The 16,705-nt window shown below is 32.5% G+C and carries 15 protein-coding genes; 1 reads left to right on the top strand and 14 read right to left on the bottom strand.

What is annotated here, in order from left to right; translation table 11 throughout:
* Position 1: 1 nt before the first annotated feature.
* The 14 genes from pgl to BTO16_RS00090 form a co-directional block, all read right to left on the bottom strand.
* The gene (pgl, locus tag BTO16_RS00160; RefSeq protein WP_105019673.1) at positions 2 to 694 is read right to left on the bottom strand and encodes a 6-phosphogluconolactonase; all 693 of its coding nucleotides are present in this window, start codon (positions 692 to 694) and stop codon (positions 2 to 4) included.
* Positions 687 to 1,571 carry an NAD-dependent epimerase/dehydratase family protein gene (locus BTO16_RS00155; protein ID WP_105019672.1) on the bottom strand — a complete coding sequence of 295 codons (885 nt, stop codon included), beginning with the start codon at positions 1,569 to 1,571 and terminating at the stop codon, positions 687 to 689. Before BTO16_RS00155 ends, pgl begins: the two co-directional genes overlap by 8 nt.
* Entirely contained in the window at positions 1,571 to 2,356 is a 786-nt protein-coding gene (locus tag BTO16_RS00150; protein ID WP_105019671.1) for an HpcH/HpaI aldolase family protein, read from the bottom strand. Before BTO16_RS00150 ends, BTO16_RS00155 begins: the two co-directional genes overlap by 1 nt.
* Positions 2,337 to 2,798: a YhcH/YjgK/YiaL family protein gene (locus tag BTO16_RS00145; protein WP_105019670.1), complete on the bottom strand. Its 462-nt coding sequence runs from the start codon at positions 2,796 to 2,798 to the stop codon at positions 2,337 to 2,339. The genes BTO16_RS00150 and BTO16_RS00145 overlap by 20 nt, the downstream gene beginning before the upstream one ends.
* Complete coding sequence (locus tag BTO16_RS00140; protein WP_105019669.1) at positions 2,795 to 3,469, bottom strand: acylneuraminate cytidylyltransferase family protein; 675 nt, start codon at positions 3,467 to 3,469, stop codon at positions 2,795 to 2,797. Before BTO16_RS00140 ends, BTO16_RS00145 begins: the two co-directional genes overlap by 4 nt.
* 44 nt (positions 3,470 to 3,513) lie before the next feature.
* Positions 3,514 to 4,641 carry a GDP-mannose 4,6-dehydratase gene (gene gmd, locus BTO16_RS00135; RefSeq protein WP_105019668.1) on the bottom strand — a complete coding sequence of 376 codons (1,128 nt, stop codon included), beginning with the start codon at positions 4,639 to 4,641 and terminating at the stop codon, positions 3,514 to 3,516.
* Positions 4,642 to 4,907: 266 nt separating this feature from the next.
* Positions 4,908 to 5,855, bottom strand: coding sequence for a GDP-L-fucose synthase family protein (locus tag BTO16_RS00130; RefSeq protein ID WP_105019667.1), 948 nt, complete (start codon positions 5,853 to 5,855; stop codon positions 4,908 to 4,910).
* A 79-nt stretch (positions 5,856 to 5,934) separates the two neighbouring features.
* Positions 5,935 to 6,372, bottom strand: a complete 438-nt coding sequence (locus BTO16_RS00125; RefSeq protein WP_245891905.1) for an adenylyltransferase/cytidyltransferase family protein — start codon at positions 6,370 to 6,372, stop codon at positions 5,935 to 5,937.
* 2,198 nt (positions 6,373 to 8,570) lie between these two features.
* Entirely contained in the window at positions 8,571 to 8,951 is a 381-nt protein-coding gene (locus tag BTO16_RS00115) for an HU family DNA-binding protein (protein WP_105019665.1), read from the bottom strand.
* 1,499 nt (positions 8,952 to 10,450) lie between these two features.
* Entirely contained in the window at positions 10,451 to 10,885 is a 435-nt protein-coding gene (locus BTO16_RS00110; protein WP_105019664.1) for an adenylyltransferase/cytidyltransferase family protein, read from the bottom strand.
* Positions 10,886 to 10,889: 4 nt separating this feature from the next.
* Positions 10,890 to 11,315, bottom strand: a complete 426-nt coding sequence (locus tag BTO16_RS00105; protein ID WP_105019663.1) for an adenylyltransferase/cytidyltransferase family protein — start codon at positions 11,313 to 11,315, stop codon at positions 10,890 to 10,892.
* Between the two features lie 44 nt (positions 11,316 to 11,359).
* Complete coding sequence (locus BTO16_RS00100) at positions 11,360 to 12,292, bottom strand: Gfo/Idh/MocA family protein (protein WP_105019662.1); 933 nt, start codon at positions 12,290 to 12,292, stop codon at positions 11,360 to 11,362.
* A 478-nt stretch (positions 12,293 to 12,770) separates the two neighbouring features.
* Positions 12,771 to 13,115: a four helix bundle protein gene (locus BTO16_RS00095; protein ID WP_105019661.1), complete on the bottom strand. Its 345-nt coding sequence runs from the start codon at positions 13,113 to 13,115 to the stop codon at positions 12,771 to 12,773.
* A 260-nt stretch (positions 13,116 to 13,375) separates the two neighbouring features.
* On the bottom strand, positions 13,376 to 14,653 hold the full coding sequence (locus tag BTO16_RS00090; RefSeq protein ID WP_105019660.1) for a nucleotide sugar dehydrogenase: 1,278 nt from the start codon (positions 14,651 to 14,653) through the stop codon (positions 13,376 to 13,378).
* An 839-nt stretch (positions 14,654 to 15,492) separates the two neighbouring features.
* Here BTO16_RS00090 and BTO16_RS00085 point away from each other — a divergent pair.
* Complete coding sequence (locus BTO16_RS00085) at positions 15,493 to 16,410, top strand: phosphatase PAP2 family protein (protein ID WP_105019659.1); 918 nt, start codon at positions 15,493 to 15,495, stop codon at positions 16,408 to 16,410.
* Positions 16,411 to 16,705: the final 295 nt, after the last annotated feature.

Raw genomic sequence — 16,705 nt, 5'->3', positions numbered from 1 at the left:
TTTAAGCTATTAACCATATTAGATTTGGATATTCTTTGGCAATTCTGGATATTGGATATTCTGTAACTTTTTTAGAATATACTTCTTGCATAATCACTTCTTTTTCTTCGCCTTTAGCAATTACAAAAATATGATTCGCATTTAAAATTAATTTATAACTAAATGTAATTCTTTCTGAGTTTAATTGTGGTACATAATTTGAAAACACTAATTTATCATCTTCTAACAATCCTATAGTTTGCGGAAATAAAGAGGCTATATGACCGTCACCACCCATACCCAATAATATTAAATCGAATTTTGGCACCCCTGTATCAGATAAAATTAATTTAGTTTTTATGAGCTGTTCGTATTGGCTAGCAGCTTCTTTAACATCGGTAACTTCATTTACCATCGCATAACAAGATGCATTAATATGACTAAAAAAAACCTTATGTATGTTACCAAAATTACTCTGCCCATCCGAAATTGGAACGCATCTTTCGTCTACTAAAAAAAAATTAATTCGTTCCCAATCTAATGAAGCTTTTTTTAATTCTTCTAATATTGGAATAGGAGTTGTACCGCCAGATAAAGCTACATTTAGCTTTCTATTTGTTAACTTTAACTCGTCAGAAATTCTTTTTTCAATAATTGAAGAAACTTTTTCTGTAAAATTTTCAGCTTTAAATTTATGTAAAATTTTACTATCCATTTTGATTATTGTATACAGCCCTTACGCACTCCAAGAGTCCTTGCCCCATATCTATATGAGGATTGGCAATTAGTTTTTTACTTACAGATGGATCAAAAGAATAAGGTGTAAATTTGTAATGATTGGCATAGCCAGTATCATTGCATTTAATTTCAACTTTATTATTTAAAATTTCATTAATCATTTGAAATAATTCTTTTCTTTGCATTCGCTCATTTCCCGTTAAAATTACATGGATATTATTGTAATACTCAGATTCTATAACATCAACTGAAAGTTTAGCGGCATCTGAAGCGTGAATATATTCACGAATCTCGTTACCATCTCCTTTATGATTTATTTTATGAGTAAGTAAAGCCTCTTTAACTAAATTATAAATGTAATTATTATCATAATCTCTTTCAGAATATACAGATCCATATCTCAGAATAACAAACTCCAACTTGTGCTTATGATGATACTCTTCAATAATTTTCTCAGAAGCTAGCTTGCTAATTCCATAAAACGAGCCTTTATTACTTACAGCATACGCACTACTTGCATAAACAAACTTTTTTATATTGTGCTTCAAACATTCATCTATAATATGTATATTTCCCACTACATTTAGCTGAATTGTTTTTAAAGGGTTTTTTATAGCCCTATCTAGATTTGCAAAACCAGCTAAATTGTAAACAAAATCAAACGTATCAGTTTCAAAGACATGCTTTACCATTTCTTCATTTGAAATATCACAATAATGATAGCTAACTAAATTTTCTAGCTGATCATTTGTTTGAATATCTGCAACGGTAACCTCGTATTTTTTAGATAGTAATTCTTTTACTAAATAATAACCCAAAAAACCAAAACCTCCAAAAACCAAAACCTTTTTCATTATAACTTGCTTTTAAGTTTGGCCATTTCTTCTCTTGCTTTGTCGCCTAAAAAAAAGAAGTCTAAACTAAATGCAAGAAAAGAATATCCTTTATTAATTTTTTCTAATGTTTTAGAATAGCCAGAATCGATTACATGAAATCCTAAAGGCTTATTTAATTTTTTAGCAATAATGTCAATTCGTTCTAATGCTTCTTTTACATCTTCACGCTCATATTCACCAGGATACCCCATTGATGCAGATAAGTCATAAGGCCCAACGATGATACCATCAATCCCTTCTACCGAAAAAATATCTTCCAAATTATTTACAGCGTCGATGTGCTCAATTTGTGCAATTACTACAACCTCATCTTTTACCCATTGCTGGTAGGTATCAAAGGCTGTTCCGTATTTTTGAGCTCTGTTTAAACCAACCCCTCTTTTACCCAAGGGAGGATATTTAACATAATTAACTGCTTGTATTGCTTCTTCTTTATTCTTAATCATTGGCACTATTACACCATCTGCTCCAGCATCTAGCACCCTTTTAATCGCAACCTCTTCATTTTTACTAACTCTAACTAAAGCTTGCATTCCATTACCCTGGATGTGGCCAATTAAATTCATGATAGTTTCGATACTAATAGGAGAGTGTTCCATATCTATAGTAAGCCATTCAAAACCTGCTGTACTAAGTATTTCTATGACTGCTTGGTGCGGTATTGTAAGCCAAGAACCTATAGAGAGTTCTTTATTCTGTAATTTTTCCTTTAAAGGACTGTGTTTATGAGAAAAGTTTTTCATCTATTTTAATTACGATTTTTTTTAATGTTTCTATTTTACCGTTTACTGCGTACTGAGGATTATGAATATCATCAGGAAAAAATACAGCCATATAACCTGGACATAAATTTATTTCAGATACCGGTATATTTATAGGATTGTAAAACTGACAATCACTAGATTCTTCATATGGTAGCGTTATTTCTACATTATTTGACTCAAAAATTTTAATAGACTCATTTCCTAATAGTAAGATTTGAACATCTACTTCTTTTCTATGTGATTCAGTTATATCTGACTCTAATTTTGTTTTATAGCTCATCACCTTAAAATAAAAATTAGGATGATTTTTATACACCCCATTTGGCGTTTCTATGCTATATGTCTCTAACTGTTTAAATAATTCATCAAAAATCTCTCCTTTGAAATATAATTTTCTATTTGCTATTTTGTCTAATATCATGATAATAGTTTAAAGATTGCTTCTGCAATTATGAAATCTTGAGGCTCGTCTATATCAACAGCCTCAATTTTGTCTATTTCAAACATAAATGGTGCATTTCCAATTCTTTTACCTCCAGATTTATCAAAAGAGTCTTTTGTGAAAATATAAAAATTAGAATTTTCCTCATACAAAGGCTCTAAATCTTGCGTTCTCAATAATTCGTGAGGGTTATGATTGAAGGGCTCTCCTGTTTTTGTATATAAACGCGTTTGTAATTTTGTAACCGAAAAAATAGAGTCGTAAATACCTTCTTTGTTTAAAGAAAACATTTTTTCTACAGCATTATCTATAGAAGCTGAAGTTAACAGAGGATTCGTGCTATGTGTTTGTAAATAAAAGTCAGCTTTCACACTGTTAATATCACATTCTATGATTTTATTCATGGAAACCATATCTCCGACAATATTTTGAGGCCTATCAATAATAATTACATCTTCTAAAAAATGTTTAGATAAATCTTCTTTGATGATTTTACTATCTGTATTCACAATCACTTTATCAATATACTTTGACGAAAGCAAAACATTCATAACTCTATGATATAAAGGTTTTCCTGCGAAATCTTTTAAGTTTTTATTTGGAACTCTTTCCGAGTTTCCTTTCATTGGTAATAAAGCTATGATTTTCATATTTTGAGTATTCATACTAATTTAGATCAAGTTGCGATTTTTTTTTACTCCGCCTGTTTCAAAATTTCGTGACCTGCTTTTAACAGCACAACATCTTTTTTCATTAACGTCACATCACTTACCATCATATCTTTTACTAAAGAAGCTAAATCATGCTCTGGAATCCATCCTAATTTATTCTTTGCTTTAGAAGGATCACCAATTAACAAATCAACCTCTGTTGGGCGAAAATAAGACGGATCTACAGATAAAACCTCTTTACCTATTTCTACTTGAAAATCTTTGTGATTACAAGCTGTAACATATGCTTTTTCGTCTACACCTTCTCCTTTAAAGGCAACCTCTAAGCCCACTTCATTAAATGCTAAACGAACAAATTCTCTAACGGTTGTAGTAACACCTGTTGCAATTACCCAATCTTCTGGCTGTTCTGCTTGTAAAATCATCCACATCATGCGTACATAATCTTTGGCATGCCCCCAATCACGTTTCGCTTCTAAATTTCCTAAATAAAACTTCTCTTGCAAGCCTAGTGCTATTTTAGCAACCGCACGCGTAATTTTTCTGGTTACAAAAGTTTCCCCTCTTCGTGGTGATTCATGGTTGAACAAAATACCGTTACACGCAAACATGTTATAGGCTTCACGATAGTTCTTCGTAATCCAAAATCCATAAATTTTAGCAACTCCATAAGGAGAACGGGGGTAAAAGGGAGAAAGTTCATCATAAAAACCTTTAGCATTTTTATTTTCTGGCATCCCTCCATATAATTCTGAAGTGGAAGCTTGGTAAATTCTAGTTTTCTTTTCTAATCCTAAAATTCGAACTGCTTCTAAGATTCTTAACGTTCCCAATCCATCAACATTACCAACATATTCAGGAGTATCAAAAGAAACAGCAACGTGAGACATGGCTCCTAAATTATAAATCTCATCTGGTTGACATTCTTGGATAATACGAGTCAAATTCATTGCATCGGTTAAATCTCCATAATGCAACTTTAACCGTTGATCTGGATCGTGTGGATCCTGATATAAATGATCGATTCTATTGGTATTGAAAAGCGATGATCGTCTTTTTATACCGTGCACCATGTACCCTTTCTCTAATAACAACTCTGCTAAATAAGAGCCATCCTGCCCTGTAATTCCCGTAATTAATGCTACTTTCATATTTTTTTATTCAATTCTCGTTGTTCGTTTTACGATGGCCGGTTTTCGTTGCTCGTTGTTCGTTGTTTGATTTTCGTTGTTCGTTTTACGATGGACGATAATCGGTAAACGATGGCCGGTTTTCGTTGCTCGTTGTTCGCTGTTTGATTTTCGTTGTTCGCTTTACGATGGACGATAATCGGTAAACGATGGACGATTTTCGTTGTTCGTTTCTCGTTTTACTAAAATCTAACGATAATCGAAAAACGATGGACTATTAAACGTCCTTACATTTTAACCTCCTTAACACTATTAATATTCTCTAAAAACCAAGCATAGGTCTTTTCAATCCCTTCTTTTAATTCTGTTGAATATTGCCACCCCATCTCTTTCATTTTAGAAACATCCATTAACTTTCTTGGCGTTCCGTCTGGTTTTGTTGCGTCCCAAATAATTTCACCTTGATGACCAACTGCTTTTTGAATGGTTTCTGCCAATTCCTTAATCGTAATATCTTTTCCAGAACCTACATTATATAGATATTCTGGTAATTTATTTTCTAATGCATATACGACAGCTTCCGCCATATCATCAACAAATAGAAATTCACGCATTGGTGTTCCGCTTCCCCATAGGGCAACAGGTGTATTATTAAGCTTCGCTTCGTGAAACTTTCGAAGCATTGCAGGCAGCACGTGAGAGGATTTTAAATCAAAATTATCATGTGTACCATATAAGTTTGTTGGCATTAAACTTACGTAGTCTTTATTAAATTGTTTTCTAATGGCTTGACAGGCTTTTACACCTGTTATTTTTGCGATTGCATACCACTCGTTTGTAGGCTCTAAGGAATCTGTAAGTAAATACTCTTCTTTTAAAGGTTGTGTCGCAAATTTTGGATAAATACAAGAACTCCCTAAAAATATAAATTTCTCAATTCCTGATTTTAAGGCAGTATCAATTAAATTATTTTGAATTTGCATGTTTTCCATCAAAAACTGATATGGATAGTCATTATTTGCTAAAATACCACCCACTTTTGCAGCTGCATCTATAACAACTTCTGGTTTTTCATTTTGAAAAAAGTTAAGAACACTTTGTTGATTTCTTAAATCTAAGTCTGCACTCGTTTTACCTACTAAATTAGTATACCCTTTCTTTTCTAAAGCGCGCCATACAGCAGAACCTACCATTCCTCTATGACCTGCTATGTATATTTTTGTTGTTGTATTCATTTTGTAGCTAAAAATTTCTCTAATTTCAAATTGTCCGACTGCTTTTCTTGTTAACTAAAAAAAAGGCCGATCAGTCTATTTACTTATTTTTCAACAACCATGACGAAGATTGAATCTTATCTCCCAAACCATCAATTAATTGAATGTTTAATTCTTTACAAATTGGTGCTTCTGGTATTGAATTATTATCCTGATCACCTCCATTTGCAAAACCCAAGTCGTATTCTTCGCCGTACGTTTCAAAAAGGGTACGAATAGATGCACATACTGTTCTATCTGTGTCCACAGAAATAATTGCGGTATCTACAGCTTTAATATTTTGAACAATAAATAAACGTTCTTCTTCTTTTTGAAATTCTTTAGATCCTTTTAAAGCTCTCTGTACATCGCTGTTTACAATTACAAACAACTCATCGGCTAAACCTTTTGCATTATTAAAGTATTCTAAATGCCCTTTATGTATAGGATTAAAATATCCTGAAACAATAATGGCTTTCTTTTTTATGTGTGAGTACATAATTTTAATTTTGACAAATGTATGTTAAATTATCTAACTACAAAAAGGATGTTTTCCCCCTTTTGTTATTATTGCGTTATTTCTAATCTTTTGCGCTATTTTTACGGATTCCTTAGCATCGACTAATGCAAAACTCTCTATTTTAAGGATTTGAAAATAGCTTTTTGTATGTAATTTTGAGCCCACCGTTAATGCGAGGCTTTTTTGCCGAAGCAACCTATTGAAAGAGAAACCTATTAAAGAAGTACGTTGGCTATAAGGTACAGGGGTATACGATGAACAGATTGCTTCGTACCCTCGCAATTACAGTAATTATATCTCATTTCAATAGAGCGGTATATATGAGCGACGAGCAATCTCAATAGGCCTACCGTTATTGCAAAAGAGGAACGATTAAAGCAAGCTTAAAATTACATTTTCCTTACTTTATTTGGAAATAAAAACAAAAAGATTGCTTCGTAGCATCGTAATAACGGTAACCGTGGTTGTTTCCTCTTTAAAGTAAACACAACTGTCAGTTTGAGTGTCTCCTTTTTTTTATCAGAATTGTATTGCATCTCGATACAGAATACCAGCGCTATCGCAAGTGATTTTACTCGATGTGACATCTGTAGGTTTTAAATTAAAATACCTAATTGTCAGTTCGAGTGATTCCGATTTTTCATCGGAATTGTATCGAGAACCGACTAAATAGCTGAAAACTAACCTTATTTCGAAAGAGAGCCGATTGAAGCAATCTTTTCAATATAGAAAAGACTAATAAAGTACATTATTTCACTGTATTCGTGTTTTGATTGTTTCAGTTTTGTGAAAGAGGAATTTCAGCAGAAATTCAGAAGTTTGCAAAAAAGCGACAAGTTTTAATGTATGGTATATTTTATAACCATTGTTGCCACACATAATTATTCAACTGTTTCTTTTAGACTTTCTAAAAATTTCTTGTTATTTTCTTTATTTTTTGTAATGAGTTTCTTAATATCTTATTCAAATTCAAAAGTTAAATTTTATTTTTCTACTATAAGCGTAATTCCATTTGACTCCTTTATATGTAACATAATCTATACTTTATAATTCTCTTTTACTCACATTATAATGATATAAATTTTCCTGATTATATTGATTTTTTTTTTAAATTTCATAGTTTTAGTATGACAACTATATAACATGATTATCCTTTTCCTTTAATTATAATACTTTTTGCTTGATCAAAAAGTATTCAAAAAATCAAGACTCACTTTTATTTTTTATAATTCTAAAAGACATTCCACTACCGCATCCAGACACTTGGCGCAGGCTGGCCCATTCGCTATAAATGTCCACTTGACATGTATTGAACGCTTTGGGCGCTTTGCTGTTTCATATCTTTTGAATTATTACGAAAAATTAAATAGGTCGGGTTTAAATTGTGACTTTTTAAAGTAATTCGTCATTGCGAGGCTTTTTTGCCGAAGCAATCTGTTGAATGAGACTCCTTATAAAAAAGTGCGGTAGCGATAAAATACAAAGGTATGCAATGAACAGATTGCTTCGTACCCTCGCAATGACAGTTATTAGATGTCATTTCGACAAAGCGAAGGTATGAGCGCCAAGAAATCTTTTGTTTTAGATTACTGGACATTTTAGATTCCTCAATCACCTAAAAAGGCTCATTTCGGAATGACACCAGAACTTTTAAATTAAATCTGGATGTCATTTCGACAAAGCGAAGATATGAGCGCCGAGAAATCTTTTATGTTTTAGACTTGATAATAATGAGGTTCTTGGTAAGTTTAAATTGCGCAAAGTAGAAAGGTAAAAACTCATTTCGGAATGAAAAAAGAAGAACAAAAGAACAAAAATTTTAACAAATATTGCCTCTTATAATCGAAACTATTTAGTGTTTTAACACTAAATTTCTTCTCCTTTTCTTACTGATATTGGGTAAATACCACAGTAAAAACGATTAAAAACACCCATTTATAACTTTTAAAACACGCAACTATAACAAAACAATACCTTAAAAGAGCACTACTATTAAACCAATAGTTACTTTAGTTTAAAGTTAAGTTACTTTAGTAGTAAAGTAAAGATACTTTTTATAAAAAGTTAGGTAAGTTTCTACCAAAACTAACGTAACTTTTTAAAATAGAAAGGTAACTTTTTTGCATAAAAAAACCTCAATAGTCAAGACTATTGAGGTTAAAAAATTAGATTTTTTTTTATGCTTCTAAACTAAATTTCATAGTGTCTAGCATTTCTCGCATCCTAGTATCAGGTCTAAAATTAACATGACTTTTCTTTACCAGAAAACTGCTTACTTCTTGTTGAGTATCCACTCCTTCAGAACGAACTCCTATCTGAAAAGAACCTAGCTTGTCTAATTTAACAATTCTACCTTGCTTTAGTTCGTCCATAATATTATGCAATAACGACAGCAAAACTGCATAACAATCGGCTTCTCGCACCGTACTTTGGTGTGATACTAAATATGCCAATCTTTCTAGATCTGTAGTTCCTTTAGAAACTGCTTGAACATAAAACTTTTTTTCCGCTGTTCTGTCCTGCGGGTTAGGACGCTCTATTGTTTTTACTTTTACCATTAAGGTGTGTGTTTAAAATTTAAAAAATTATAACTTTTATTTAAAGAGACTGTTATAGAAATCTCTATCGTCGCTTTAAAAACTCTGTGCAAAGCACCAAACTATTCACGATTTAGAATAGAAAAACATTAAGAAACAGATACTTAATGGAGTAAGTGAACATAAAATTAAGTCATAATTTACCAGATGCAGTTTGGCGAACTGCTTTATTTTTAATAAAATAAATTTGGTAAGTTTTAAGAAGTATTGTAATTTTGAGGTCTCAAATCCAAAACAAACACTTCTTAAAGTGTTACCGTTTTAAAAAAAGGTCTTAAAGCACCAACTTTAAGGCTTTTTTTATTTCTGTAAAGATACAATACTCAATAACAATTAACAGGATTCACTTTAACCAACTTATCAACAACATAAAGTTAATAAGTAATTTCATTTATATAATTACTTGTATTTTTAAAAAAAACGCCTTAAAATGCTTTAAATTGCGTTTAAATAAAAACAGATTCACAGAAAAAGTAGTATCATTTTAGTATTAAAAAACGATTTACTTTCTAAAGCGCTATCGTTTTATAAAACCCATGACTTACAACTAGATTATTACTGCAAGAAGTTCTATTTAACCACTAAAGAAACGCTAAACACTTGCCATCAAAGGGAAATCCTCATTGCTACACTCTAAACGACATAAGCTATTACCAACCCACTTACTTGAGTCTGATTACTATCTTATAATGAATTAAACATTTTGTAAGCTCGTTTTTCGTCTTAGATAAGTATCATTTTTAGTTGCTTTTTACCTGCACATTTATTTGATAAGCTTCAAAGAGATTGTCAACTTGATAATGCCAAATTAATTGCGCATCGCATTCAAGTTTGTAGCTATTTTAAACTAAAACCCTCAAAAACTGTCACATCAAATAAAATAAGGTGCGATAGCTAACGTATTTTGTATCGAGATGTAATTATGAATCCTAACGACGAAACTATTCTCGATACAATTTTGCAAAAAAGCAAAATCACTCGAACTGACAACTTAGAATATTGCCACATGGAATGAATTTGCGACGCTAAGAGTAAATTTGTATCGAAATGTAATTATAAATTTCACTCCTTAAACATTCCGTTAAATTCACTGTAACTGGCACCCAGATTATTGTCACATCGAGCGAAATACTGTGCGATAGCTAGAGTAATTAGATGTAATTATGAATCCTAACGACGAAACTATTCTCGATACAATTTTGCAAAAAAGCAAAATCACTCGAACTGACAACTTAGAATATTGCCACATGGAATGAATTTGTATCGAGATGCAATTATGAATTTGCACAAAAAAAAAGCGACGGTTTTATTGCTAAAATCGTTGCTTTCTATATATGTTTCAAAAAACGATCCTCAAATTTTGAAAATCAATAGTTCTTTCATAAAGTATTTTTGAATATTCGCTTTTTTGTCATAATAACAAAAACACACTGCAAATATCAGCTAGGAATAAAAAAACCTTACTTACTTTTCTTATTATTTGCATTTTCTTTTTCCTGTACTTCTTTGCGTAACATACTGCTAGAAAAACGGTGTTCTCTTTTATTGTAAAAAAGTTCTATACCAGATTGCTCGCAATATTCACGACCTGTAAATGGCTTGTGTTCATATTCATCGCCAACAATACGAACATCAATTTTAAAGGAACGCAATACGTCTTCTAAGTCTTGCTCAGTTGCATATGGTACTATTTCATCAACATATTTACAACCTTTTAATTGAATGTAACGCTCTACAACCGACTGAATGGGTCTGTTTTTTTCTGGACGATCTAAAGTTGGGTCTGTTTGTAAACCGCAAATTAAGTAATCGCATTCTTGTTTTGCATCCTCTAACATTTTTACATGTCCTGCATGAAACAAATCAAAGGCACTAAAAGTGATTCCTACTTTCATAAATTTATTGTTTGTTTAATAGCCAAGAAGAAGATTGTATTTTGTCTCCTAAGCCATCTATTAGTTGAATTCCTAATTCTTTACAAATTGGAGCCTCTGGAATGGAGTTGTTGTCTTGGTCACCTCCATTAGCGAAACTTAAATGATACTGTTGTCCGTAATTTTCATGAATAAAACGAATCGATTCACAAACAGTCCTATCTGCATCCACAGAAATAATTGCTGTATCTACTGCTTTTATATTCTGAACAATAAATAAACGTTCGTCTTCTTTTTGAAATTCTTTAGACCCTTTTAGTCCTCTTTGTAAATCGCTATTCACAATTACAAACAACTCATCTGCTAAAGATTTGGCATTATTGAAGTATTCTAAATGCCCTTTGTGAATAGGATTAAAATATCCTGAAACAATAATTGCTTTTTTCTTCATATTGGGTATGCAATTTAAATTCTGACAAATGTATGTTAAATTATCTAACTACAAAAAGGATGTTTTTCCCCTTTTGTTAGTATTGCGTTATTTCTAATCTTTTGCGCTATTTTTATGGATTCCTTAGCATCTTCGAGACCGAAACCTTCTCCTTTCAAAATTTGCTTATAACTTTGGGTATGTAATTCTGTAAAACCTGAGCTAAACTCGAGTTCTTCATTATTAATCGTGATCGATCGATAGGTTCTTTGCCCTATTTCTTGAATCCTTTTCGGTAAAGAGTTTTCATCAATAGATAAATACCAACGAACACGCGCTTTTTCAAACTCTAAATAGCCTGCTGATTTGTCTTTTTCTCTTAAATGAACGATATTCTCTTGCACATCTCCAAAAAGCCACGCTAACATATCAAAAAAATGGATTCCTATATTGGTCGCGATTCCGCCAGATTTACTTTCATCTCCTTTCCATGAAATATCGTACCATTTTCCTCTTGACGTGATGTAGGTTAAATCTACATCGTATTTTGTATCCGAAGTACCCGCATCAATCTTTTTCTTTAAGGCAATAATACTAGGATGCAATCGCAACTGTAAAATAGTATGGATTTTTTTACCTGATTCTTTTTCAATATCTAGCAACGCATCTACATTCCAAGGATTTAAAACCAGCGGTTTTTCGCAAATAGCATCTGCCCCACTTCTTAACGCCATTCTAATATGTGCATCATGCAAGTAGTTTGGAGTACAAATACTCACGTAATCTAACTGCGTTCCGTTTCTTCGTAACTTTTCGATATGCCTGTCAAAACGCTCAAATTCTACAAAGAAATCTGCTTTCGGAAAATAGCTATCCATGACTCCTACACTATCAAACTTATCTAGTGCTGCAATTAAAGTATTGTTGGTATCCTTAATTGCTTTTAAATGTCTAGGAGCGATATAGCCTGCAGCTCCGATTAAAGCAAAGTTTTTCATATTTTTTTCGTTGTTCGTTGTTCGTTGTTCGATGGTCGATTTTCGTTGTTCGTTATTCGTTGGTCGATTTTCGTTGTTCGTTGTTCGTTGTTCGTTGTTCGATTCACGATGGACGAAAAACGGTAAACGTTGGACGAAATTCGTTATTCGTTGTTCGTTGTTCGATTCACGATGGACGAAAAACGGTAAACGATGGACGAAATTTGTTGTTCGATATTCGTTGGTCGTTGCTCGTTGTTCGATTCTCGTTATTCGTTATTCGATTTTCGTTATTCGAGGGTCGTTGTTCGTTGTTCGATTCTCGTTATTCGTTATTCGTTGGTCGATTTTCGATGAACGATGAACGATGAACGAAAAACGGTAAACGATGGACGAAATTCGTTGTTCGATGGTCGTTAATCGATGGACGAAAAACGATAATCGGTAAACGATGGACGAAAAACGGTAATCGGTAATCGGTAATCGGAAAACGACAAACCTACTTCAACGATTTTATCAATTTATACAACATCATTTTAATTCGTGTACATATTTCAAACAATTCAACATATTTCTCTTCAGTTATATACTTCAAATCCTTTGCCAAAAACAACTGATAATTTGCTTCTTCTAAAGAACCTTTTGCAATATACAAAAACTGTATAAACTCCTTTTTATACTGCCGTCCTTGTCCTTCTATTATATTTGTCGGAACGCTACTTGAACTTCTTCTTACTTGACTGGTTAGTCCGTATATTTCTGAAGAAGGGAAGTTTTTTGAAACTTCGTACACAGCTAATGTTAATTGATGTGCTAGTTTCCAAACTTCCAATTTGCATTCCATATTTTTTTTGTTCGTTGTTCGTTGTTCGTTGGTCGTTGTTCGATGAACGAAAAACGGTAATCGGTAAACGATGGACGAAATTCGTTGTTCGTTGCTCGTTATTCGATTTTCGATTTTCGATGAACGATGAACGAAAAACGGTAATCGGTAAACGATGGACTAAATTCGTTGCTCGTTGCTCGTTGTTCGTTGTTCGTTGCTCGTTATTCGTTGGTCGATTTTCGATGAACGATGAACGAAAAACGGTAAACGAAAAACGATTACAAACTTTTATCTCTGATAGCTAGAAAATTCTTAATATCATACACCACAGACTCCTTGTTCTTTAATTTTAAAATATCAATATCAATAAACTCTGAATGTGCTACTGCCAAAACGATGGCTTCATATTTTTTAGTATAGATATCCTCAATTAAATCGATATCATATTCTGTTTTTACCTCTTCTTTTTTAGCCCAAGAATCATAAACATCCAAATGAACGCCAAAACTTTTTAAAGAGCGATACAAATCAATCACCTTGGTGTTTCTAATATCTGGGCAATTTTCTTTAAAAGTGATGCCTAAAATTAACACATTGGCTCCTTTTACCTTCACCTCTTTGTCAATCATCAGCTTTACCACTTCGGATGCTATATGCGCACCCATACTATCATTTAAACGTCTACCTGAAAGAATTATTTCTGGATAATAGCCAAATTGCTGTGCTTTTTGAGCCAAATAAAAAGGATCTACACCAATACAATGTCCGCCAACCAAGCCCGGTTTAAAGGGAAGGAAATTCCATTTGGTAGCTGCCGCTTCTAAAACTTCGTTGGTATTGATATCCATTAAACTGAATATTTTTGACAACTCATTTACAAAAGCAATATTGATATCTCTTTGGCAATTTTCTATGATTTTCGATGCTTCCGCCACCTTAATAGAAGGTGCTAAATGCGTACCTGCTTTGATGACCGATTTATACAAAGCATCTACTTTTTTTGCCGTTTCTGCAGTAGAACCCGAAGTAACTTTTAAAATATTTTCAACGGTTCTTACTTTATCTCCCGGACTAATTCTTTCTGGAGAATACCCAACAAAAAAATCTTGATTAAAAACAAACCCTGATTCCTTTTCTAAAACCGGAATGCAATCTTCTTCTGTTGCTCCTGGATACACCGTTGATTCGTAAATAACAATGTCCTCTTTTTTTAAATACTTTGCAATGGTTTTGCTAGCACTCAATAAAGGTTTTAAAACGGGTTGGTTATTTTTATCTACGGATGTTGGCACGGTAACAATATAATAGGTACAGTCTTTTAAATAGTCTGCATCAGACGTAATAAAAAGTCCGTTTTTAGTATTAGAAACATCCTTGAGCACTTCTTTTAACAACTCACCTTCTACCTCTTGGGTAGCATCTGTTCCTTTTTTTAAGTCGGCAACTCTACTTATATTGATATCAAAACCAACAACAGCATACTTTGTTGCAAAGAGCCTAGCAAGCGGCAAACCAACATAACCAAGACCGATAATCGCAATTTTTACAGTACTCATTAATAGGATATATTTACAGTTTGCGAAGTTACAAAAAAGGTTTTTTATGCAGAGTATGAAATCATTTTTAAAAACAGGATGTTATTGCGAAAACTTGTTGCGATTAAAGCAGCAACTACAAATGAAGCAATCTTATAATTTAAAGTAACTAACATTGAGATTCCGCAAAAGTAAAAACTCATTTCAGAATGAAATCCTAACTTTTTAATGTAAACGATTTGTCATTTCGAATGATTCCCATTCTTCCTCGGAATTGTATCGAGAAAACATTAAACTACCAGCCATTGCAAAAACTTGTTGCAATGAAAGAGCAAAAAAGAATGTAGCAATCTCATAATTTAAAGTACCTAACTTTAAGATTCCTTAATCGTAAAAAATTATTCCGGAATGACGCCTAAACATATTCAAAAACTCAATTGTCAATTCGACAGAACGAAGAACGAGTGACGAGAAATCTCACGATATAGACCGCCTAGCATTCAGATTCCTCAATCGTAAAAAAAACTTATTACAGAATTAAGCTCTAACTCTAAAATGAAAACGAATGGTCATTTCAAGTAATTCCGGTTTTTCATTGGTATTGTAAGGAGAAATCATTAGACCACCCCATAGCAAAAATTCGTTGTGATGAAAGAAGTTAACTCGATTGAAGCAAACTCAATTACCACCTATCCCTATTATTAAAAGCAACAAAATTTAAAAAATTACTTTTACGATGTTCCTCGAAATTCTTCACACAATAATTAACACAGAACAATATTAAATGAAAAACCTTTAATTTTGTTGAGAAACTTTTCATCATAATTTGTATTTTTGTTTTAAAATAATAAATCTTTGCAATGAAAAAGTACCTAAAATATATACTGTTATTTAGCACTATAGTTGTTTTCTCTCAAAATCCGCCACAAAAGAAAAATCATTTTCAAACCGCAGGATCTGTTATTAAAACAAGCTTTAAAACGATACCAGGTGATTTTATTTATTTAGGAAAAGAATTCTCAAATGATTGGAAAAAAACAGGGTATTATGCCGCTAGTATTTTAGGATTGATTGCCACAGATAAAATCACTACGAACGCTTTTCAAAATCTTGAAAAAAATATTAACTATAAATTACCAAACTTTACACCAACTTTCTTAAGAGGTTCAAAAAATAGGTGGATAAACAGTGGCGAAAACAATTACTTAACCTATCCTATTATTGGAATCTATTTAGGTTCACTGATTACCAACAATGAAAAAGGGCAGTTTGTGGGTGCAAATGCCTTCAAAGCGATTGCTTACTCTACCTTAATTACCCAAGTTACCTTAAAAACAATTTTTGGAAGAAACAGACCAGAATTTCCTTTAAATACTACTACTAAGGGATATCCATTTACCAATGATAACTGGGATTTCTTCAACAGAAGAGAAAATACGATAATACTTTCTGATCATAAAGCAACTGCCATGCCATCGTTACACGTAACCACCTATTTTGCAATAGCAAAGGTGCTGCAAATGGAATATGACAACTATTGGATACCTTATGGATTAATGTCTGTAGTATTTTTCTCAAACGTACAAGGCCACCAACACTGGTTTAGCGATATGGTTGTGGGCGGTTTAGTAGGCACCTTAATTGGTCGCTCTATTGTTAGAAGTAGCTGGAAAGCTAGAGGGATTTTAGACACTACAAAACAAGGAGGAATTTCTTTTAATTATATGCCCGCATTTTCCTCAGAATTCACAGGAATACGGATTGTTGGTAGTTTTTAATCATCGTCTTTAAGATTGGTCGTGACTTTAAATATTACGTCATTGATAAATATGTATGATCAAAGGAATATTTTTTATTTTAAACTAACTCTTAATATTATAATTACAAAAAGTGTTATTTTCCTTTTCTTTTCCATTGCTAAATACTAAATCAAGTTCAGCACAGGCTCCAACAAAAATCTAGAATTATTTTTCGCTATGCGAGTTATCTAGAACCAAAATATATTTTGGTTTTTGATAGTCTTAAATTCTACAAGACACTGCTCTATCGCATCCAGGCTTTTTATGGCTCAAT

The sequence above is a fragment of the Polaribacter glomeratus genome, from assembly GCF_002954665.1.
In the GTDB taxonomy this organism is placed as follows: domain Bacteria; phylum Bacteroidota; class Bacteroidia; order Flavobacteriales; family Flavobacteriaceae; genus Polaribacter; species Polaribacter glomeratus.
Note: the sequence above shows the minus strand (reverse complement) of the source record. Positions and strands in the feature narration are given on the sequence as shown.